Origin of the sequence: Citrobacter sp. wls619 (assembly GCF_005281345.1) — a bacterium.
Classification (GTDB): Bacteria; Pseudomonadota; Gammaproteobacteria; order Enterobacterales; family Enterobacteriaceae; genus Citrobacter.
This window is the reverse complement of sequence record NZ_SZXJ01000078.1, coordinates 53,851-75,448: the sequence shown is the minus strand read 5'-3', so window position 1 is coordinate 75,448 and position 21,598 is coordinate 53,851. Positions and strand designations below refer to the sequence as shown.

19 protein-coding genes are annotated in these 21,598 nt (G+C 51.7%); 12 read left to right on the top strand and 7 right to left on the bottom strand.

Going from position 1 to position 21,598, the window contains the following annotated elements:
• Positions 1-196: 196 nt before the first annotated feature.
• The 4 genes from FDX19_RS15030 to FDX19_RS15015 all read right to left on the bottom strand — a co-directional run bounded on the left by FDX19_RS15030 (position 197) and on the right by FDX19_RS15015 (position 4,492).
• Positions 197-1,540 carry an APC family permease gene (locus FDX19_RS15030; protein WP_137383324.1) on the bottom strand — a complete coding sequence of 448 codons (1,344 nt, stop codon included), beginning with the start codon at positions 1,538-1,540 and terminating at the stop codon, positions 197-199.
• 20 nt (positions 1,541-1,560) lie between these two features.
• Positions 1,561-2,454, bottom strand: a complete 894-nt coding sequence (locus FDX19_RS15025) for a proline iminopeptidase-family hydrolase (RefSeq protein WP_137383323.1) — start codon at positions 2,452-2,454, stop codon at positions 1,561-1,563.
• 61 nt (positions 2,455-2,515) lie between these two features.
• Positions 2,516-3,253 (bottom strand): glutamine amidotransferase, encoded by a 738-nt coding sequence (locus FDX19_RS15020; protein ID WP_137383322.1) that lies wholly within the window; start codon positions 3,251-3,253, stop codon positions 2,516-2,518.
• Between the two features lie 12 nt (positions 3,254-3,265).
• Positions 3,266-4,492 (bottom strand): PfkB family carbohydrate kinase, encoded by a 1,227-nt coding sequence (locus FDX19_RS15015; RefSeq protein WP_137383321.1) that lies wholly within the window; start codon positions 4,490-4,492, stop codon positions 3,266-3,268.
• Between the two features lie 508 nt (positions 4,493-5,000).
• Here FDX19_RS15015 and FDX19_RS15010 point away from each other — a divergent pair.
• Genes FDX19_RS15010 through FDX19_RS15000 form a run of 3 tightly spaced genes read left to right on the top strand, consistent with a single transcriptional unit; the run spans position 5,001 to position 7,518 of the window.
• A complete protein-coding gene (locus tag FDX19_RS15010; RefSeq protein WP_137383320.1) occupies positions 5,001-6,023 on the top strand; it encodes a methionine ABC transporter ATP-binding protein in 1,023 nt (340 codons plus the stop codon).
• Positions 6,016-6,684: a methionine ABC transporter permease gene (locus FDX19_RS15005; protein ID WP_137383319.1), complete on the top strand. Its 669-nt coding sequence runs from the start codon at positions 6,016-6,018 to the stop codon at positions 6,682-6,684. Before FDX19_RS15010 ends, FDX19_RS15005 begins: the two co-directional genes overlap by 8 nt.
• Positions 6,685-6,705: 21 nt before the next feature.
• Positions 6,706-7,518, top strand: a complete 813-nt coding sequence (locus FDX19_RS15000) for a MetQ/NlpA family ABC transporter substrate-binding protein (RefSeq protein ID WP_137383318.1) — start codon at positions 6,706-6,708, stop codon at positions 7,516-7,518.
• A 78-nt stretch (positions 7,519-7,596) separates the two neighbouring features.
• Here the strand turns inward: FDX19_RS15000 and ttrA are convergent, their stop codons facing one another.
• From ttrA to ttrB, 3 genes are read right to left on the bottom strand one after another with little or no spacing between them, the layout of a single operon-like run.
• A complete protein-coding gene (gene ttrA / locus FDX19_RS14995) occupies positions 7,597-10,662 on the bottom strand; it encodes a tetrathionate reductase subunit TtrA (RefSeq protein WP_137383317.1) in 3,066 nt (1,021 codons plus the stop codon).
• A complete protein-coding gene (ttrC, locus tag FDX19_RS14990) occupies positions 10,655-11,680 on the bottom strand; it encodes a tetrathionate reductase subunit TtrC (protein WP_137383316.1) in 1,026 nt (341 codons plus the stop codon). The genes ttrA and ttrC overlap by 8 nt, the downstream gene beginning before the upstream one ends.
• The gene (ttrB, locus tag FDX19_RS14985; RefSeq protein WP_368666077.1) at positions 11,681-12,415 is read right to left on the bottom strand and encodes a tetrathionate reductase subunit TtrB; all 735 of its coding nucleotides are present in this window, start codon (positions 12,413-12,415) and stop codon (positions 11,681-11,683) included.
• Positions 12,416-12,641: 226 nt separating this feature from the next.
• On the opposite strand from ttrB, the gene ttrS reads away from it, so the two are divergent.
• From ttrS to ydhT, 9 genes are all read left to right on the top strand, one after another.
• Positions 12,642-14,375 (top strand): tetrathionate respiration histidine kinase TtrS, encoded by a 1,734-nt coding sequence (ttrS, locus tag FDX19_RS14980; protein WP_137383453.1) that lies wholly within the window; start codon positions 12,642-12,644, stop codon positions 14,373-14,375.
• The gene (ttrR, locus tag FDX19_RS14975) at positions 14,350-14,934 is read left to right on the top strand and encodes a tetrathionate respiration response regulator TtrR (protein ID WP_137383315.1); all 585 of its coding nucleotides are present in this window, start codon (positions 14,350-14,352) and stop codon (positions 14,932-14,934) included. The genes ttrS and ttrR overlap by 26 nt, the downstream gene beginning before the upstream one ends.
• Positions 14,935-15,027: 93 nt before the next feature.
• Positions 15,028-15,237, top strand: a complete 210-nt coding sequence (gene fumD / locus FDX19_RS14970) for a fumarate hydratase FumD (RefSeq protein WP_040233753.1) — start codon at positions 15,028-15,030, stop codon at positions 15,235-15,237.
• A gap of 499 nt (positions 15,238-15,736) precedes the next feature.
• On the top strand, positions 15,737-16,363 hold the full coding sequence (locus FDX19_RS14965) for a ferredoxin-like protein (RefSeq protein ID WP_005122832.1): 627 nt from the start codon (positions 15,737-15,739) through the stop codon (positions 16,361-16,363).
• A gap of 120 nt (positions 16,364-16,483) precedes the next feature.
• Positions 16,484-18,586 carry an aldehyde ferredoxin oxidoreductase gene (locus FDX19_RS14960; RefSeq protein WP_137383452.1) on the top strand — a complete coding sequence of 701 codons (2,103 nt, stop codon included), beginning with the start codon at positions 16,484-16,486 and terminating at the stop codon, positions 18,584-18,586.
• 9 nt (positions 18,587-18,595) lie between these two features.
• Positions 18,596-19,264, top strand: a complete 669-nt coding sequence (locus FDX19_RS14955; RefSeq protein WP_137383314.1) for a YdhW family putative oxidoreductase system protein — start codon at positions 18,596-18,598, stop codon at positions 19,262-19,264.
• A gap of 64 nt (positions 19,265-19,328) precedes the next feature.
• Positions 19,329-19,997, top strand: coding sequence for a 4Fe-4S dicluster domain-containing protein (locus tag FDX19_RS14950; RefSeq protein ID WP_137383451.1), 669 nt, complete (start codon positions 19,329-19,331; stop codon positions 19,995-19,997).
• A complete protein-coding gene (phsC, locus tag FDX19_RS14945; protein WP_137383313.1) occupies positions 19,994-20,779 on the top strand; it encodes a thiosulfate reductase cytochrome B subunit in 786 nt (261 codons plus the stop codon). The genes FDX19_RS14950 and phsC overlap by 4 nt, the downstream gene beginning before the upstream one ends.
• 3 nt (positions 20,780-20,782) lie before the next feature.
• Entirely contained in the window at positions 20,783-21,595 is an 813-nt protein-coding gene (gene ydhT, locus FDX19_RS14940) for a protein YdhT (protein ID WP_137383312.1), read from the top strand.
• Positions 21,596-21,598 lie beyond the last annotated feature (3 nt).

Here is a 21,598-nt window from a genome sequence, read left to right as displayed (position 1 = left end):
GAGACAATTGGCGCGCATTATACGCTGAAAATTATCAAAAAGGAAAATGGAAACAGCGTTTCAAAAGAGTTCTGTGCAGTTTCACAAAGAATCTGCATTAAATTGTTTCAGGTTGGTTAACAAAACACCGCCTAACGTCAGGCGGTGTTGCGCAACAAGAAAAAATAACCTGCTGCAAACTCAGTATTCAGACGACTTAGTCGAGCAGCTTGCGCCCCTCAAGATCGATATTGATGTCCTGCTTATGCGCTTTCCGATACCACAGAATCGCCAGACCGATGACAGACCAGATGACCCCCAGCGTCAGCGCGTGAATGTTCATATTCATACAGACATAACCGATGACGACCATGCCCAGCACAGGAGAGATCACGTGTGGGAAAAGGCGACGATGTTCTTTCATCTTTACGTTGTAGAGCACAAAGACACACAGGTTTACCACAAAGAAGGCGAAAAGCGCGCCGAAGTTAACAAGGGTGGATATGGACTCAATTTTCCCGGAAAACAGGTAGCTAAGAAAGAGTGTCACAGCCCCGGTGAACAGAATGGCATAGTCAGGTGTTTTTCTTTTATGGTGTACGTGTGCCAGGAATGTGGGCAACATTTTGTCGCGCCCCATAGAGAACAGAACGCGGGATACGGCGGTTTGTGCCGTTATGATATTGCCGACCGCGCAAACGAACGCCACGATGATAGAAAATGCGACTTTAAGCCAGATACCGCCAACATCACCTGCAATCGTGAAGAAGGCTTCGTTTGTTTCAGTACCGTCGGCAAAGCTGTCTATTTTGCCGGTGGCGAATGCGGCAAACGTCACCACAATAATAAACAGCACGGTGGCCAGGATCAGGGCGAGAAGAGTTGCCTTACTGACCGCTTTTCCGCCGCCTTCGCTTTCTTCGCTTAAGGTACTGATGGCATCAAACCCGAGGAAGTTGAGTGCCGCAACAGAGATAGCGGTAGCAATTAAGCCAGGCGTAAACCACTGAGAGTCAAAAAAGGGTTTGAAAGAGAATGACACATGGCTGCTATCGAGCATCAGCAGACGCAAAATCAGCACCACAAAAATGGCCAGAATACCGAGTTGAATAAAGACCAGCAGCTTGTCGAATTTAGCTGTTTGTTGTATTCCCAAATAGTTTATACCCGTTCCGATGGCTACATAAATTAACGGCCACACCCAAATCGGTATTTGCGGAAGTATGGCATGCACAGCAACACCGCCGAGCACGGCAACCAGCGTAGGGAATAACAGATAATCCAGCAGCAAAATCCAGCCGGTGAGAAAACCCACTGCGGGGTTGATGCACACGCCCGCATAGGTATAAGCCGACCCGGAAGAGGAGATGCGCTTTGACAATGTTGAATAGCTGTGGGCGGTAAAAAACATCGCGATAGCGCCAATAATATACACCAGCGCGACCATGCCATGAGATAAATTATATACCACACCATAGAGAGAAACCGGCGCGATCGGAACCATAAATACCAGCCCGTACAACACCAAATCTGTAAGAGATAACTTTTTGATTTTACTCATAGTAAATACCTCAATTCGTGTTAATCAAGGGCGCGTAAAAACGCACGAGCCGCAGTGAGGCAAGGCCCGGTATTTTCTTCATGCGGGTTATGGCTGCTGTCAGGAATCGTGACGCCCCGACAGTGGGTTATATGGGTAATAAGCGGTTGAACGACCTGCGATGTCGCCTGATCGTGCTCGCCATGAAGGACTAATCCAGGGCATTGAATCTTGTGCAATGAATCGGTGATATCCCACTGCGCCAGCGTGCCATTGACAGCCAGCTCATTGGCGCCCCACAAAATATGGTAAGCCGTGGGGTCGGCGGCGAATTGCGCATTAGCACGCTGAATATGCAGCGGTTCTTGCTGCAGGGAATAAACATGCCTGGCGTAATAGGCAATAAGCTGTTCAGGCGGATGCTGATAGATTTTTGCCTGCATAATGACATCGTCTGGCATTGTATCCGCGCCAGCCGTGAGTTCTTTAAACAGTCGCAGGACTTCACTTTGCCAAAGTGGGATGCTGGCAGGAGAGCTGGCGTATATCACACCACCTAATCCTTCCGGCTGCGTGCAGGCATGCTCTGCTGCCAGCATGCCTCCCCAGGAGTGTCCGAGTAATGAATATCGCTGGCCAATATTCAGATGGCAGATTAATTGCTGGAGTTGCTGAAGATAGCGTTCTATTGTCCAGAATGAGGCCTCCGCCAGCGGGAAATGCGTGGAACGACCGCAGCCATATTGATCGTAAAATACCACCATGCGTCCATCATCAGACAGCTGGTGATAATTTAAAAGATAATCAAAACCGCCTGATGGGCCGCCGTGTAAAATAATTAATGGCATTAATGAAGATGCCGGATCGCCGTAGATACGATAGCTGGTTAATATGCCATCGTAAAACATTTCACCATATTTGTAGTGGCTTTGCATATTTTTAACCGATACAGAGAGAAAAGGGCAGGTGATTCAATAATCACCTGCAGACAGACGCTTATTTTTTAATTGATTGCAGAACATTACACCAGAATGGCGTGTAATGTTCCCATTGCATAAATTGTGGACTACCCCAGTGCGGCGCACAATCACTGGCAAAACAACCGACTTTCCCTTTATTGTATTCACCGAGAACTAATAGCGGGTCGTCATTTATTTTGACCAGCGTTGTCGCGTTTACTTTGGCGTGCAGTTTGTTATAACCGAGTAAGGGGGGCCACTGCGTCAGATCTTGCGTAATGACATGTTGCTCATCAGTGTTGATTGGGCTGCATCCTTCTGGAATTTCAACGCGATCGTCATAGTCCAGCATTTCGACCGGCAAAACGTCGGCCAGCAAGGTGTTTTTATAATTCGCTTTAGCTTCAATGCCGGTGAAGGACAGGTATCCGCCAATCATTAACAGACCGCCGCCATTGGAGACATATTCTTTAATCAGCGCTAACGCATTCGGGATGATATTCATCTGATAAAAGGTTTTGTTTTGCAACAAAAAGGTATTGCTGCCAATATCACTAATCACGATCGCGTCGTATACGTCGAGTTCCGCTGCGGTTTGCGGAAAACGGGTTTGTACAATATGCGCTGGCATATAGTCGATAGTAATATTCTGCTGGCGCAGACAGGATAAGAGATAGTCAGCACCTTCTTCGTATTTACTGGATGTGAAGCTGTCATATCCCTTAGAATGAATCATATGAATATGCCATGACTCACCGATAAATAAAATTTTCATACTGATATCCTATTATTTGATATTAACAATTTCATGCGATTGAGTGCGCATCCGGTGCAGTACCTGCTCATGTTGCGGCATGCTCGATGCGCCTTCTTGTTCTACTGCCAGTGAAGCAAAGGCAGAGGCATACTGAATGGCTGACACAAGGTCTGATTTCCGGGCAAGTGAGGTGGCCAGTGCGCCATTAAATGCGTCACCCGCGCCCGCGGCATCCTTGACGACGGCACTCCAGGCGGGGATAAACAACGTTCGGTGATGTTCGCACAGCAATGATCCTTGCGCGCCAAGAGTGATAATGACCTTCTTAACACCTGACTGCAGAATGATATTTCCTGCTTTTTTTGCATCATCAATATCGGCAATGGTAATACCTGACAAAAACGAAGCCTCGGTTTCATTAGGTGTCAGGATATCGATGGAAGATAATAAATGGTGGATATTTTTAGTATAGGGTGCTGGATTAAGAATGATAGTTTTGTTTTCTAATTTACCCAGGCGCACGAACTCTTCAATAGCATCGATATTTGTCTCCAGTTGCATCAGTAGAACATCGGCTTCAGAGATATAACCCTGCTGTTCATTAATTTCTTGTTTGCTCAGCGACATATTAGCACCGGGATAGATGGCGATGATATTATCACCATCCTCCGCTGAAACATAAATGAGTGCACTCCCGGTGGGGGCATCATCGGTTTGATAGGCACAATAGGAGTTGATGCCCGATTGAATAATATGATTGAGTGCGAAAGTGCTGAACTGATCTTTGCCAACTTTAAAAATAAAATGAATATCAGCACCCGCATTATTTGCGGCCAGAGCCTGGTTAGCGCCTTTTCCTCCTGGATAAAAACCGGACTGGCTTGCGAGGATAGATTCACCGCTCTGAGGCAGCCACGGCACAGTAGCGGATACGTCAATATTAAATGAACCTAAAATACAAACTTTGCCCGACATTTTAGCCCCTTCTTTGTTTAAGCGAATATCTTTGTTTGCCGGAGTTGCTATAGTGCCGGAGATATCTATTTTATTTTCAGTAATAAGTTTGCTTAACGCCTGACGATTAACAATACCACCACCGTAACAACGCACCAGCATTCCTGTTTTCTGAAAATAATAAAGATCTGAACGAATAGTCTCCCGGCTAACATTAAAAAGAACGGCAAGTTTACTTACGCTTACGCTATGATCTTTGATCAACAAGTTAAGAATAGTGGTGCGCCTTTCTTCTTTAAACATTAAAGCCTCCGTGTATTTCGTTGAATTGTATTTAGAGTAATGTTGACATGTGGTGAAATGAATCACAGATCATGCTGTAAACCGGAAGCAAAACCAAATTATCACGCAGGATAAAAAGACGATTTCATTTTTTTAGTTCTTATATGCTTACACTTGCGGGGCTACAGTTTGTGATGATTGTCATATCTCAGTGATGCAATTTTTGAACGCTCCTTATAAAGGTGTTGGCTTGCTCGATTCAGTTTTAAATAACCACGCTTTGGCCAGTTGTAAGTCAGTGAGTAAATATTTCAGAAAAATTTTCATGCTGTCAGCCCACTCGGATGTGAAAGTGACCGCGGGCTGAGTCTCTTGTTGCGGTATGGATATTCCTTAAAGTTATATCAAATTCGTTTTAATTCATTTTAAAACATCATCTCGCTGATTACACTCGTTTGGACATCCATACTGCTAAATAGCCAAAAGCACTAGCAGGATAACAATAAGCAGCAGCGGATACCCAAACGACATGATTGTCCTGAAAAATATTTCGAAAGTGTTTACGCCAGGCAGGCTTGCTATTACCGCTGTCGATAACGTCAACCTGACGGTTGAACAGGGGCAGATTTACGGAATTATTGGTTACAGCGGGGCGGGAAAAAGCACCTTAATACGTTTGCTCAATGGTCTGGAAAAACCGACCTCCGGCAGCGTAACGATTAACGGCCACGCTATTTCCGCCGCCCGCGGGGAATCGTTGCGTCAGGCACGGCTGAAAATCAGCATGGTGTTTCAGCACTTTAATTTACTGTGGTCACGCACCGTTAGTGAAAATATCGCTTTCTCTATGCAAATTGCCGGTGCGCCGAAAGCCGCGATTAAGGCGCGGGTGGCCGAGCTGATTAACCTTGTCGGTCTGAGCGGTCGCGAAAATGCCTATCCATCGCAGCTCAGCGGCGGCCAAAAGCAGCGCGTAGGGATCGCCCGTGCGCTGGCGAATACTCCTGATGTACTGCTGTGTGACGAAGCCACCTCGGCGCTGGACCCGCAAACCACCGATCAGATTCTGGAGTTACTGCTCGATATTAACCGTCGCTTCAACTTAACCATCGTGTTGATCACCCACGAGATGCATGTGGTGCGCAAAATCTGCGATCGCGTCGCGGTGATGGAAAACGGCAGGGTGGTTGAAGAGGGCGATGTACTTACTGTCTTTACCCATCCGCAGCAGCCGATTACCCGACAGTTTGTGCGGCAGGTGAGCCAATACACCGAAGAAGAGGAGTTTAATCCGCAATTGGCAAGCGAACTGGGCGGTGTCGTGATCAAGTTAACTTTTACCGGGCAGCGCACTCACCGGCCGGTTGTTGGGGAATTAACCCTGCGCTATGGCCTGCCGTTTAACATTTTGCACGGCAAGATGACGCAAACCGCGCATGGCGTGTTCGGTCAGCTTTGGGTGCACGTCGTGGCTACCGAAGAACAACTCAGCAATATTCTGGCCGACCTGCGCCACAGCGACATTGAAGGCGAGGTGATTCAACATGCCTGAAGATCTGTTTCCCCATCTGAAGTGGGACCAACTGCTGGCAGCGACCCAGGAAACGCTCTATATGACGGCACTTTCTGGCGCGGCAACGTTTGTCCTTGGGATTGCACTCGGGCTGGCGCTGTTCCTGACCGCACGCGGTGGACTATTCCAGAACCGCGCCTTGTATAGCGGGATCTCGCTGGTGGTCAATATTTTCCGCTCGATCCCGTTCATCATTCTGATCGTGTTGTTAATACCTTTTACCAAAACAATCGTTGGCACCATTCTTGGTGCGAATGCCGCGTTGCCCGCGTTGATTGTGGGCGCTGCACCTTTTTACGCACGCCTGGTCGAAATCGCCCTGCGTGAAGTAGATAAAGGCGTTATTGAAGCGACGCGCTCGATGGGCGCACGTCTGACGACGCTTGTTTTTCGGGTTTTACTGCCGGAATCCTCACCCGCTCTGGTGTCCGGGATCACCGTGACGCTGATTGCCCTGGTTAGCTACAGCGCGATGGCGGGGGTGATTGGTGCCGGTGGTTTAGGGAACCTGGCTTACCTGGAAGGATTCCAGCGCAACCACAGCGACGTCACGCTGGTGGCGACGGTCACGATTCTGCTCATCGTCTTCATCATTCAGCTTTGCGGCGATGTGATCACCTCTCTGTTAGATAAACGCTAATAAAATACGGAAACCATCATTATGAAAAAATCACTGACATTACTCGCAGCAGCAACCCTAAGTGCCCTGAGCTTTGCTTCCTGGGCTGATACGCTGACCGTTGGCGCGTCAAACGTACCCCATGCGGAGATCCTTGAGCAGGCCAAGCCGATTCTGGCGAAGCAAGGGATAGACCTGGAGATTAAACCATTCCAGGACTACATTCTGCCGAACACCGCCCTGGCGGGTCGTGAGATCGATGCCAACTATTTCCAGCATATCCCGTACCTGAATAGCGTGATTAAAGATCATGCTGGCGACAAATCCTATGATTTCGTCAGCGCCGGGGCGATTCATATCGAGCCGATTGGTATCTATTCGAAAAAGGTGAAGTCACTGAAGGATCTGCCGGAAGGCGGCAAGGTGATCATGCGTGATGCGGTATCTGAAGAAGGTCGTATTCTGTCGATTTTTGAAAAAGAGGGCGTGATCAAGCTGAAGCCGGGGGTGGATAAAGTGACGGCGCGCATTAGCGACATCGTAGAGAACCCGAAAAAGCTGACGTTCTTACCTAACGTTGAAGCGGCGCTGTTACCGCAGATGTATAACAATGAAGAAGGGGATGCGGTCGTGATTAACGCCAACTACGCCATCGACGCCGGGCTGGATCCGGTGAAAGATCCGATTGCTGTAGAAAGCGGTGAAAATAACCCGTATGCCAATATCATTACCGTTCATCGCGGTGATGAGAAGAAAAAGGATATCGTGGCGCTGGTTGATGTGCTGCACTCAAAAGAGATCCAGGACTGGATCCGCACCAAATATAAAGGCGCGGTTATCCCGGTTAATAACTGATCCGCTTTTGCCGTACCCGGCCTACAGCTGTGCTGTAGGCCGGATAAAACGCGTTAGCGTTGCCATCCGACACCCGAGTTACACTCGCTCAAGCCTTGCGGGTAGCCCCTGACGTACCGCGGCTCCTGAAACCCAATCCAGCCAGGTGTTGGCCACTTTTCGTGTCGGATCCGCAAAACCCAGATCGTTGATATTGATCCCTGACTTTATCTTTTTATCAAACGGCATCGGCTCACCGTCGAGCGTATGCTGCGCAGCGCCCATCTCTTTATGTCCATAGCCATGCTCAATCGCGATTACCCCCGGCATTACGCCCTGCAGTAAGCTGATTTGCGCTTCAACCTGCCCACCCGGCGTCGTGATGCGAACAGTATCGCCGTGCGATAAACCATAGCGCTTGCCGTCCTGCGGATTGAGCGCCACCAGATTGACCGGCTTAAGATGATGCAGCCGGGGGATCACGGCCGACGCGCTGGACATGGTATTCGATTTAAATGAAATCAACTTCAGCGGCCATTCCTGCTCAGGGAATAGTTCCTCCACTGAACGCCCGTCAGAGAGGCGCGAAGGATACCAGGCCGGACAGCCGCTGTAGCGCTCGCCGGTAATTGCATGACGGTGGGCCGCGACATCCGCATTCCAGATTTGCAGAGGTTTTTCCCACGCATTGCCGACGCGGTTATCGACCCGACCACTGTTGTCTGGCGCAAAACGACCACCGCGCGAATAGATAAACGCCACGCGACTCACCTCATCGGCTTTTAACGTTTGGGTCATCACCGGCAAGATTCGTTGCACCCCGGTCAGCGTGATATCCTCTTCCCGTGCCTCTGCCACCGGCGCTTTGCCCATAAAGGCAATGTTGGCGGCAAGTCGCAGATAATAATCTTCGGCGCGGTTGAGCGGATACACGTTGCCCTGTGGATCGGAAATGGCATTGTCGCCAAAGCCGGGGAGACCAATGCGCTTTGCCACCGCGATGCAGAAAGCCTCCATCGAGATGGGTTGACCGTCAGCGGTCTGACGGGTGGCGGGCCTGACCACGGGCCAGCGGGCGGTGGTGGCTTTACTGGCGACACCGGCCCATGGGGCGCTGAATCCCCAGCTTTCGAAGTTATGCGTGTCCGGTACGATATAATCCGCAAGCGCGGTTGTTTCGTTCATGAACGCATCAATCGCGATAAACAGCGGTAAACGCGCAGGGTCTTTAAGCTTTTCTTCTGCCACGCCGCGTAAGCCCGCAATCCCATAAAACGGGTTGGTCATGTTGGAGATCCAGGCCTTTAGCGGATACGGATAACCCTCCAGTGCTGAAACCAGTAATTCGGTAAGCTGGCCTGCGACAAACGGATACCAGGGCGCTTTGGCCGGGAAAGGCGATTGCCCGGCAGCGACTTTGTTGCGGTACTCTTCGGAAGACTCATAGGCTGTCTTGCTGCGGGCAATGCTCAGACCTTTAGGTTTCACCTTCCCGGCAAAACTGTCCATATTGTAGCGCGGGCCGTCAGTTGCACCGTTGAACTTACCGCCGCCGACGAACACGCCGCCTTCGAGACTCAGGTTCCCGATCAACGCATTGAGCATCATTACCGACCAGGCATTATAAAAACCGTTACCCGCCATCATCCCGCCGTGGGTGATCACTGCCGCTTTCCGTCCGTGACGGGTGAACGCATCGGCCAGTGCGCCAATGTCTGCCTCAGAAACGCCACACTGCTGGCTGTATTGCGCCATGGACAGTTTCTCTGCGGACTCTTTCAGACACTGGAAGCCACTTTTTACCGTGACCGTTTGCCCCCCGGCCAGCGTGACTTCACGGGAGATGAACAGCTGGGCACGTTGGCAACTGCTGGCGGCGACGATCTCTCCGGCTTCGTTAATGACGGTGGGTTCGTTGGCGGCGTCTGCGCGTAAATGCGCCAGCGTTAAATGCTGACCGGCGAGCGTTGGAATTTCGTCAGTTATGACCAGATGGGTAGCGTTGGTCCAACTTTTTTCCCCGACCTGCTTCATGGCCTGTACGTCAGGAATAGCCAGGTAATCAGCGTTATAGCGCTGCTTTTCAATTATCCAGCGGATCATCCCCATCGCCAGTGCGGAGTCCGTCCCTGGGCGTACGGGCTGCCAGTGCCCACGATCGTCGGCAAGCACCGTCGTTAGGGGGAGGGCTGGTGCAACCACAACATAGCGGAAGTCATCACGTAAACGGGCACTGGCGAGTTGCCGTGCCTGGCGCTTAAACGGGTTGCCGGATTGTGCTGGAGACGTTCCCATAAACAACGCAAATTCGACGTTATCCCAGTCGGGTTTTACGTGGGTGTTTTTATCCAGATCGCCCATCAACGCGCCAGACCCGGCACGATAGGCCAGACCACAGTACGCGCCATGTGCACCGAAGTTTTTGCTGCCGAAACTGTTCAGGGCAAAGCGGCGCAAAAATGTATCACGTCCTTCATCACTGGTATTGGTGACCAGTAGCTGATTGGATTTTGGGCCGAAACCGGGGTGTCGGGCATCAATCGGCGTATCGGGATCGTGGATCGCGCGCAGACCGTCAACGTGGCCTTCGCCGAACAGATCGCCGCCTTCCACCACTTCGTTGATCAGTTGCTCAAAGCTGATGCGCTGCCATTTGCCTTCTCCACGTTTACCCACGCGTTTCATTGGCTCCAGAATACGCAGTGGGCTGTACAGGCCTTCAAGTAACGTTGCACCGCGAGCGCAGGCGGTGGAGCGGGCATCGAGGCCAGTTTCGCCCGCCAGTTGTTCCATCGCGGCGGCAAAGGGAACAGAGGAGTCAATGTGGTGTTCGTGAGATAGTGGATGGTACGGGTTGCCCGCAATACGCAACACTTTGCCTTGTTCGTTATCAACACGGACACGCACGCCACATTGCGTCCAGCAGCCGAAACACTGCGTCATGGAGATCACCTGCTGCGGATTCTGTTGCCAGCGCGGCCGGGCATGTGCTTCGGGGATGAGTGCATTACCAAAGATACGGTCGCGGGTTATTTTTCCTGATGTTCCGTCAAGCAAACCATCAATCGCACGCTTTGCCACGTCCCGATAACTCAGGCCGAAGGTCACCATGCCCCCGACGGCAAGACCGACTTTAAGCCACTGACGACGAGTTAAATTAGCCATGTTGCATTCTCCTTGCGATCGCGTTCAGGGCTTCACGAACCATAATGATCAGTGCGACCCACAGGCCAAAAGTGCCAAGAATAGCCAGCCAGCCATCAGTGCCACCGGGCAGGGTATAGGGGTTAAACTGGGCGTTAAATTTCGGTACGGTCTGTACCTGAATGAGTAATGTCCAGCGCATCAGCCAGCACAATGCCATTGCGCTGATTGCCAGCGAAATACGGAATGGCAGTGATAACGGATGGCGTAACACCAGGGCGCAAAGACCCAGTGAGGTCACCCAAAGTGCAATCCAGCCGAGGGCGTAATGCCGTGCGGAAGCCGCCACATCCAGCCACTGGCGAATTGCCGACCCCGATAGCGTGTTGCCACTTGCCCATATCACCACCACGATAGCCAGCGCGCACAGCGTGACTATCTGTCCCCATGCCAGTTGACGCGGTAATGTTGTCCCTGCGTTTTTCACCGTGGCGATAAGCAGGGCAAGGAACGTTTGCAGGGCACTGAGGAACATCGCGACCGGGAAGGCGTAGCTGAACCAGATCGGGCGCGCCTCAACAATAGAGACCTCGCGACCGGTATAGACCAACAGTCCAATCGCCGACAGCGCACTGCCCACGGCCAACCATTTCGTGACGCTGTAACTTTTTGCGGTTAATCGCTTAACCTGCTGTGCGATAAACCACAGCCCTAAAAACCCGGTAAACAGCGGTAAAAATAGCGCCCCCCACGGCATCCATGACCACGGTGTGGGGTAGGCATAGAAATGCCAGACGCGTGCCGTCTGGTGTAAATCAGCCGTCAGTGCCAACGGTGCGGTAATCGCGCAGGTCAGGGCTATCAGCAGCGTGAGGTTTTCTAACTCCGGCCTCTCCTTTTTGCGCCAGTGGAGCACGCAGGCAAACAGTGCCGCGCAGGCGGCAATGCCGATAAAAAAGAAATATTGCACCGCCCAGGGTAACCAGCTTACGTCCTGTGGATGCGTCAGAACCTCTTCGATAATCAGGGTCGGGTTCATTTAAACCTCCTGCCAGAGCGCGGGCTGGGCACGCCCCATTAATGGTGTCACAAAGGCCTCATCCAGGCCCAGATAGAACACGTGCGGCGAGGTGCCACTTTCCGGTTTCAGGACCTTGATGGCGTCATGATGTTGCTGCAGCATTTGAGAAATCCGGCTGTGTGGATCTTTGATATCACCGATGATGCGCGCGCCGCCAACGCACGACTCGACGCAGGCCGGGAGCAGGCCCGCCTCCAGTCGATGAACGCAAAAAGTGCATTTATCAGCGGTTTGCGTTTCATGGTTGATAAACCGTGCATCGTATGGGCAGGCCTGCACACAGTAGGCGCAGCCGACACAGCGGGTGTTGTCGACAACCACAATGCCATCTTCGCGCTGGAAGGTAGCCTGCACCGGGCACACCGGCACGCAAGGGGGGTTATCACAATGGTTGCACAGGCGCGGCAGCAGGACGTTGGTGACGCTTTGCTGGCCTTCAAGTTGCACCTGATATTGATTCACGCTGGTACGAAACTCACCTTGCGGCGTCTGGTTTTCAATCGCGCAACTCACGGTGCAGGCCTGGCAGCCGATACACCGACGCAGATCGACCAGCATGCCGTAGCGATGCTGAGGCGATCCTTCATGCCGTTCAGGCGAAAAGGGAAACTGGGCCTGTGCCAGGGGAACCAGTGATGCGCCAGCGGTCAGGATGCCCAGTTGCTGGAGAAACTGCCGTTTACTGCTGTCCATATTTTCTCCCGTCACGATGCAACAACGAAACATTGGTCACGCCGTTAATTTGCGTGTGATGAATAAAGAATCTCAATGATTTACAGTGTAAAAATCGTGATGGGGGTACTCTATTGTGGTTAACCACATACCCGGCTTGTTGTTGATCTAAAACAACATAATTGACAGGGATAATTCAGTGGGATGTAACGTCTTTCGCTGTCTGACGCTATTGGCCTCCGTGTGGATGCTCGGCAGCGTGGCATGGGCAGGTTCGTGGAATGTAGGTGTTTTGGCGATGCGTGGTGAGGTCTCTACCCGTACCCACTGGCAACCGCTGGAAACCCTGTTAAATCAGCAAATCCCGGGTGAACAGTTTCATATTCAACCGCTGGATCTGCAGCAGATGCAGGAGGCGGTTAACCGTGGAACCGTCCAGTTTGTGGTCACCAATCCTGCGCAATTCGTGCAGCTAAACAGCCATGCAGCGCTTCGCTGGCTGGCATCATTACGCTCTACGCGTGGCGGAAAGGCAACCAGCAACGTGATTGGCAGTGCTGTCCTCGTCAGGCGTGACAGTGGGATTGTGAATGCTCACGATCTGATTGGTAAAACGGTAGGTGCCATTGATGCTCAGGCATTTGGCGGTTATTTGCTGGGATACAAAGCACTTAGCGATGCGGGTTTGCGCCCTGAGCGTGATTTACGTCTGACGTTTACCGGCTTTCCTGCCGATGCCTTGCTGTATTTATTACGTGAAAAAGCGGTTCAGGCGGTGATTGTGCCCGTGTGTCTGCTGGAAAAAATGGATGAAGAAGGGCTAATCCGCAAAGCGGACTTTAGGCCCGTGATTACCTATCCAACGTCAATTCCTTGCGTAACCAGCACGCCGCTCTATCCTGACTGGTCGTTTGCTGCCTTGCCCGCGGTCAGTGATGAACTCGCCGATCGCGTGACGCGGGTACTGTTTAACGCGCCACAAAACGCCGCCTTTCGTTGGGGCGCGCCGGCCTCGACCCGCGAAGTAGAAGCCTTGCTGCGCGATGTCCGTCAGCACCCACAGCAGCGCCAACTCTGGCTGGATGTCAAAAGCTGGTTTATTCAACATCGTCTGGCCATGGGGGCGGCGGGTATCGTCCTGTTGTTGCTGACGCTCAATTACATCTGGGTCATGCTGTTGGTCCGCCGACGCGGAAGACTGCTTGAGCGTAACAATGTGCTGTTGCGCAAACAGGAACAGGCGCTGGAAACCGCGCGTCAAATGAGTGTGCTGGGGGAGATGACGTCCGGATTCGCTCATGAACTTAACCAGCCGCTTTCGGCTATCCGCCACTATGCACAGGGCTGTCTGATTCGTCTGCGCGGCCAGGATCAGCAGCATCCGTTGTTACCCGCCCTGGAACAGATTGACGAGCAGGCGCAGCGGGGCGCCGATACGCTACGCAATTTACGTCAGTGGGTCAGTCAGGCGCAGGGAAATCCGGTGATGACCGACGACTGGGAGCCCATTAACGTTCATGATGCGATCCATCATGTCTGGCAGTTACTACGCATGGCGCAGCAATTCCCGACGGTCGCGTTACACACGCAGGTCGATAATTCGCTTACGGTTACACTGCCGACCGTTTTGCTGGAGCAGGTTCTGGCTAATCTGGTACTAAACGCGGCCCAGGCGGGGGCAAAAACGGTGTGGTTCTCCGCGTGCAGTGAGGAGCATGGTGTGCGCATCCTGGTGCAGGATAACGCCGGGGGGATCGACGATGCGCAGTTATATCAGGCATTCCAGCCCTTTATGACCACCCGCAAGGAAGGGATGGGACTCGGGCTGGCCATTTGTCAGCGACTGGTTCGCTACGCAAATGGCGACATTAGCATCAAAAATCACCCTGCGCCTGACGGTCTGGCGGGCGCAGTGGTGACATTATATTTTAAGCAAACACAGGAAGGAGGGCGTTGTGGCGATAATTCATCTGTTGGATGACGATATAGCGGTGACTCAGGCCTGTGCATTTTTACTGGAAAGTATGGGGTATGAGGTACGTTGCTGGGAGCAGGGCGAAACGTTTTTGGCTCAGGCCGATCTGCACCAGGTCGGCGTATTGCTGCTGGATATGCGCATGCCGGTACTGGATGGCCATGCCGTGCATGAAGCAATGCGTCAGCGCGAGAGCACCCTGGCGGTGGTATTTCTTACCGGGCATGGTGATGTGCCCATGGCGGTTGAACAAATGAAGCGCGGAGCCGTCGATTTCTTACAGAAGCCGGTTTCAGCCGCGCCGCTACAGGCTGCGCTGGAAAATGCTCTGCAGGCCTCGGCAGCGGCTTTTTCGCGGCAGGAAATCGTTGCTTGCTATCAGCAACTTACGCCGAAGGAGCGAGAACTGGCGAATCTGGTTGCAAAGGGATTGATAAATCGGGAAATCGCCGATGCCATGAATATTGCCGTTCGCACGGTTGAAGTGCATCGGGCGCGGGTGATGGAAAAAATGCAGGCCGGAAGCCTTGCCGAGCTGGTAAATCGATTTCAGCGGATCCAGTAAAATTGTGACATTTATTTGATTTTCATTGGATTTTTGTCTAATTCGCCAGAGTGATATATGCTGTGGGTTTGAGTTAATGACGAGCGGGTGAATATGGGAAATCAGACCAAAGACGACGAGCTGTACCGCGAGATGTGCAGAGTAGTCGGTAAAGTAGTGCTGGAAATGCGCGATCTGGGGCAAGAGCCTAAGCATATCGTCATTGCTGGCGTACTGAGAACAACCCTCGCCAATCAGCGTGTGAAGCGCAGTGAGTTAGAAAAACAGGCCATGGAGACGGTGATCAAAGCATTGGCCGGTTAATCCATAAAAGAGGGCGGTAGAATTATTCTGCCGTCCTCTTATTTTCATTTTCGTTATCTTCCAATAAATATAATTTAGTTCGGTCACTAAAATTACAAATTTCGTTATGTATTTTGTTATATATCGAGTGGTATATAACACAGTATTTGTGATTGCACTCCCAAATATTTTTCATGCATATGAAATGTTATTTCAATCTCGCTTAATGATAATAAATATCACTCCACATTAATTATTTTCCTTCCGATTTTTAATTGATAACGATCAAGGTTACAGCGGGGGAATAACCACATTATTTATCCGCCTAACCCTAAAGGATTATACCCGTGTTTAGGGTATGGATTGATTCAGTTTAACCACCGTCATCTGTGCGATCAGGTTAGGGCAAAAATTCACGTGTTGTTGGCAACATTTATGGCCGATTTGACCTGATCTGCATTCATTAAAATTAGCCTGGATCTGTTGCTACTACAGCGTTTGCGAAGAGGATGCGAAATAAATGAACCAGGTTGATCGTCCATTTTTAGATTGTGGTTTAACGCGGCTTGAGTTTCTGCGTATATCAGGGAAAGGTCTGGCAGGATTAACGATTGCCCCCGCGCTGCTATCCCTTTTGGGTTGTAAGCAGGAAGATATCGATAGCGGCACCGTCGGACTTATCAATACGCCGAAAGGGGTGCTGGTGACTCAACGAGCCCGCTGTACTGGCTGCCATCGCTGTGAAATTTCCTGTACTAATTATAACGATGGCGCTGTTGGCACCTTCTTTTCCCGCATCAAAATTCATCGTAACTACTTCTTTGGCGATGATGGAGTCGGGTCCGGTGGCGGGTTGTACGGCGATTTAAACTACACCGCAGACACTTGCCGTCAGTGTAAAGATCCCCAGTGCATGAAAGTCTGCCCGATTGGCGCAATTACCTGGAAACAGGAAGACGGTTGCATTGCCGTAGATCATAAACGCTGTATTGGCTGCAGTGCCTGTACCACGGCCTGCCCATGGATGATGGCGACCGTTAATACCGTAACGAAGAAATCCTCAAAATGTGTTTTATGCGGGGAATGCGCTAATGCTTGTCCGACTGGGGCATTAAAAATTATCGAGTGGAAAGATATTACTGTTTGATGGATAGCAGGGCTGCCTGATACGCGTCATTTAATGCCAGAAAATTGCAGTTTTTGAATAAAAGAACTGCCTGAAAGGTGGCGAGTATATCTATCGGACCTTCTTGCAAAGGAAAACATGATGGCTAATGGTTGGACAGGTAATATTTTACGGGTCAATCTCACCACGGGTAATATCACCGTTGAAGATTCCAGTAAATTTAAGAAATTTGTCGGTGGGATGGGCTTTGGCTATAAAATTATGTACGACGAAGTCCAGCCAGGCACCAAACCTTTTGATGAAGGAAATAAGCTGGTTTTCGCGACCGGGCCGCTAACCGGTTCAGGCGCACCCTGCAGTTCTCGCGTCAATATCACCTCATTATCGACATTTACCAAAGGCAATTTAGTGGTCGATGCCCATATGGGCGGTTTCTTTGCCGCACAAATGAAATTCGCGGGCTACGACGCCATTATTATCGAAGGGAAATCACCGTCTCCGGTCTGGATCAACATCAAAGACGATAAGGTCAGCATCGAAAAAGCGGACTTCATATGGGGTAAGGGTACGCGCGCAACTACCGAAGAAATTTGCCGTATCACCAGCCCGGAAACGTGCGTTGCAGCCATTGGTCAGGCGGGTGAAAACCTCGTTCCGCTTTCCTGCATGATTAACAGCCGTAACCACAGCGGCGGGGCCGGCACTGGCGCAGTCATGGGGTCGAAAAACCTGAAGGCCATTGCGGTAGAGGGGACCCAGGGGGTCAATATTGCCGATCGCAAAGAGATGAAGCGGCTTAATGACTACATGATGACCGAGCTTATCGGCGCCAACAACAACCATGTTGTGCCGAGCACGCCACAAGCCTGGGCTGAATACTCTTCACCGAATTCGCGCTGGACGGCCCGCAAAGGGTTGTTCTGGGGCGCTGCGGAAGGAGGGCCAATCGAAACGGGGGAAATTCCTCCGGGAAACCAGAATACGGTCGGTTTTCGTACCCATAAATCCGTGTTTGATCTCGGCCCGGCCGCTGAGAAGTACACCGTCAAAATGAGTGGCTGCCATTCATGTCCAATTCGCTGCATGTCGCAACTCAATGTTCCCCGAGTGAAAGATTTTGGTGTGCCGAGTACCGGCGGGAATACATGCGTGGCGAACTTTGTACATACCACTATTTTCCCGAATGGGCCGAAAGATTTCGACGATAAAGACGATGGACGCGTCGTAGGAAACCTGGTTGGCCTGAACCTGTTCGATGATTATGGTATTTGGTGTAACTACGGTCAGTTGCATCGTGACTTTACGTACTGCTACTCCAAAGGCGTCTTTAAGCGGGTGTTACCTGCGGCAGAGTATGCAGAGATCCGTTGGGATCAACTGGAAGCAGGCGATCCGAACTTTATCAAAGATTTCTACTATCGACTGGCGCATCGCGTGGGTGAACTCAGCCACCTGGCAGATGGCTCCTACGCGATTGCAGAACGCTGGAATTTAGGCGAAGAGTACTGGGGTTACGCGAAGAACAAACTGTGGTCGCCGTTTGGTTTCCCTGTTCACCATGCGAACGAAGCCTCGGCGCAGGTGGGGGCGATCACCAACTGTATGTTCAACCGCGACTGTATGACGCACACCCATATCAACTTTATCGGCTCTGGTTTACCGCTGGCGCTACAGCGTGAAGTGGCGGGCGAACTGTTTGGTTCACAGGATGCCTACGATGAAACCAAAAACTACACCCCGATTAATGCCGCCAAAATCAAATACGCCAAATGGACGCTGATGAAAGTTTGTCTGCACAATGCGGTTACGCTGTGCAACTGGGTCTGGCCTATGACGGTTTCGCCACTGAAGAGTCGAAACTATCGCGGAGACCTCGATCTGGAAGCGAAATTCTTCCAGGCCGTAACGGGGGATGAAACAACGCAGGCTAGTCTGGATTTGGCCGCGGAGCGCATTTTTACCCTGCATCGTGCTTATACCGTCAAGTTGATGCAAACCATGGATATGCGTAATGAGCACGACCTGATCTGTTCCTGGGTGTTCGATAAAGATCCGAAGATCCCGGTCTTTACCGAAGGGACCGACAAGATGGACCGGGAAGATATGCGTCAGTCGCTTACGATGTTCTATCAGGAAATGGGCTGGGACCCGGCGTTGGGCTGCCCAACTCGCGACACCCTTCACCGCCTCGGCCTTGAGGATGTGGCAGCCGATCTGGCTGCACACAATCTGTTGCCGGCGTAAGGAACGCAGATGACGTACGTGAGTAACGACCTGGCCCCTGCAGAGGATGCGTCTGGTGATGACGTGGATAGCCAAAAGAGACAGTGGCTGCACGCGTTACACCAGCCTGTCGCACACCGGAGTGCGTCACTCATTCAGGAACCTACCAGCCCGGAGTCGATAGTGGCGGATTTTATCCGCCAGCATTCTGCTTCAGGTCAATTGGTGGCACGCAGCGTGTTTCTGTTGCCACCTTATTCGGTTCCTGAAAGTGACCTGGCTACGCTGCTGGACGCGATGCGTCAGCACGCATCCGACGCAGATATTACCTGTATCCAGGGCTCAGAGGATACCTACTTCTACTCGACGCAAACCATGACGGCAAACTACGCCGAAATGTGTGTGCAGGTGGTGGAAAATGATATCTGCCGTGCCATTGCAGAAGCGGTACGTTTTGACTGCCAAACGTATCCTCGCCCCTATAAGGTCGCCATGCTGGCGCAGCCGCCATACCATTTTGAACCTGAGCAGGTTACGGCGGCGCTCACGGCCATGGAAACGCATCCTGATTATGCAGACATACGTGCTGTGGAATCGTCGAATGCGGAACCTTATCTGTTTAGCGAGCGCTTTATGAGTTACGGCAAAGCGTATGGCCTGTGCGAATGGCTTGAGGTTGAGCAGTATCAGAACCCCTGAATTTTTCAGGTTGATGTCATGGAACGTGTGGACGATCACTGTCACAGCATTAGAGGATAACCCGATGTCCTTCACCCGACGAAAATTTGTCATTGGCATGGGGACGGTGATTTTTTTCACCGGCCCAGGCCAAAACCTGTTAGCGAGTACGAAGAGTACTAAAGACGTTCGTTATGTCATGATCCACGACGAATCATTGTGCAACGGATGTAATATTTGCGCCCGAGCGTGCAGGAAAACGAATCATGTTCCTGTTCAGGGGAGCCGTTTATCGATAGCCCATATCCCGGTAACGGATAACGATAACGAAACGTTGTATCACTATTTTCGTCAGTCCTGTCAGCATTGTGACGATGCCCCCTGCATTGAGGTGTGTCCTACCGGTGCTTCCTGGCGAGATGACAACGGGATTGTGCGCGTCGATACCTCTCGTTGTATCGGCTGCAGTTACTGCATTGGCGCATGCCCGTATCAGGTACGCTATCTCAACCCACAAACCAAAGTGGCAGATAAATGCGACTTCTGCGCAGAATCACGTCTGGCGAAAGGTTTCCCGCCAATTTGCGTCAATTCTTGTCCAGAACACGCGTTGATTTTTGGCCGTGAGGACAGCCCGGAAATTCAGACCTGGTTGCGGGAAAACAAGTACTACGAATATCAACTTGCAGGCGCCGGGAAGCCCCATCTGTATCGTCGGTTCGGTCAACATTTGATTAAAAAGGATAATGTATGAACGCGTCGCAGAATGCCGAACAGTTTCACGCACAGCTTGCGCAGTACGTCCCGATGTTTTCGCCGGATTACTGGCCCGTCTGGTTGGTTTTCGCCGGGTTAATGCTGGTGGGGATGTGGCTGGTGCTGGCGCTCCACGCAATGTTGCGCTTTCGTTCAGCGAATAAAGCGTCGGCAGGACACGGAGAGAAGGTCTATTTATACTCGAAAGCGGTCCGTTTGTGGCACTGGTCGAATGCGCTGTTATTTCTGCTGCTGCTGGCCAGCGGCCTGCTAAACCATTTCACCGCGGTCAGTGCCCCAGTGATGAAAAGCCTGCTGACTGTGCATGAGGTATGTGGCTTTTTGCTGCTTGCCTGCTGGATTGGTTTTGTCCTGATTAACCTGATTGGGGGGAACGGTCATCATTATATTATTCAGCGTCAGGGCTGGATCAGCCGGGCGCAGAGGCAGACGCGATTCTATCTGTTTGGCATTATGCAGGGCGAAGCGCATCCATTCCCGGCATCAACGCGTTCGAAATTCAATCCGTTACAGCAGGCAGCGTATGTCGGCGTGATGTACGGTTTGCTGCCGCTACTGCTGATCTCCGGGTTGCTATCCCTGTACCCACAGGCTGTGGGCGATCTGTTCCCTGGCGTACGTTACTGGTTGCTGCAGGCGCACTTTGCGCTGGCGATCGTGAGCGTGTTTTTCATTTTTGGACATCTTTATCTCTGCACGACAGGACGCACACCGGGCGAAACCTTTAAGTGCATGGTGGATGGCTATCACCGGCATTAAGAGATGATGATTACTCGTGGTGACTTACGGGCCTGGCGCGTCGGGCCCGTGATGTATCGCTGGTTTCTGCGTGCGTTTCCTGAGGGAGGCAGCTACGCGGAGGTGCACCGTGCACTCCAGCAGGAAGGGTATAGTGACTGGGCAGATAGCCTCGTAGAATACGGTTGGTCAAGATGGCAGGATGAAGAGAATTTTGTCCAGCAGGATATCTGTGCGATGGGCCGTGTTGTCTGTCCGCAGACGGCAGACGACAACGGTAAACAATTGGCGAGCGCGGCTGATGGTGACAGTCTCGGTAGCGCGGGCGATAACATTAAAATCGTCAGCGCCGGGTATGCTGCGCAGATTGCCAGCGCAGGTTACAGCGCACGTATTGGCTGCGTGGGTTATAACGCTCATGTTGCCAGCTCCGGTGAGCGTGGTCGTATTGCCATCGCGGGAAATTCCACCCGTGTCAGTAGTGTGGGAGACGGTACACGAATGGCCAGCACGGGGATGCGGGTGCGCATCAGTTCGCTGGGTGACAGAAGTCGTATCGCCAGCAGCGGTGATTTAACCCAGATAGCCAGTTTTGGCGCAGAGTCGAAAATCGCCAACTGCGCGGACAACGTGCAGATCATGGCCAACGGAGAAAACACGGTTATTGCCAGTACTGGCGTGGTCGATTCGATAATCCTCGGCCCCGGCGGGTGCGCGGCGCTTGCCTATCACGACGGTAAGAGAATGCGCTTTGCGGTGGCTATTGAGGGGGAAAATAACATTCGCGCAGGGGTGAAGTATCGGCTCAACGAAGACCATCAGTTTGTGGCATGTTGAGCC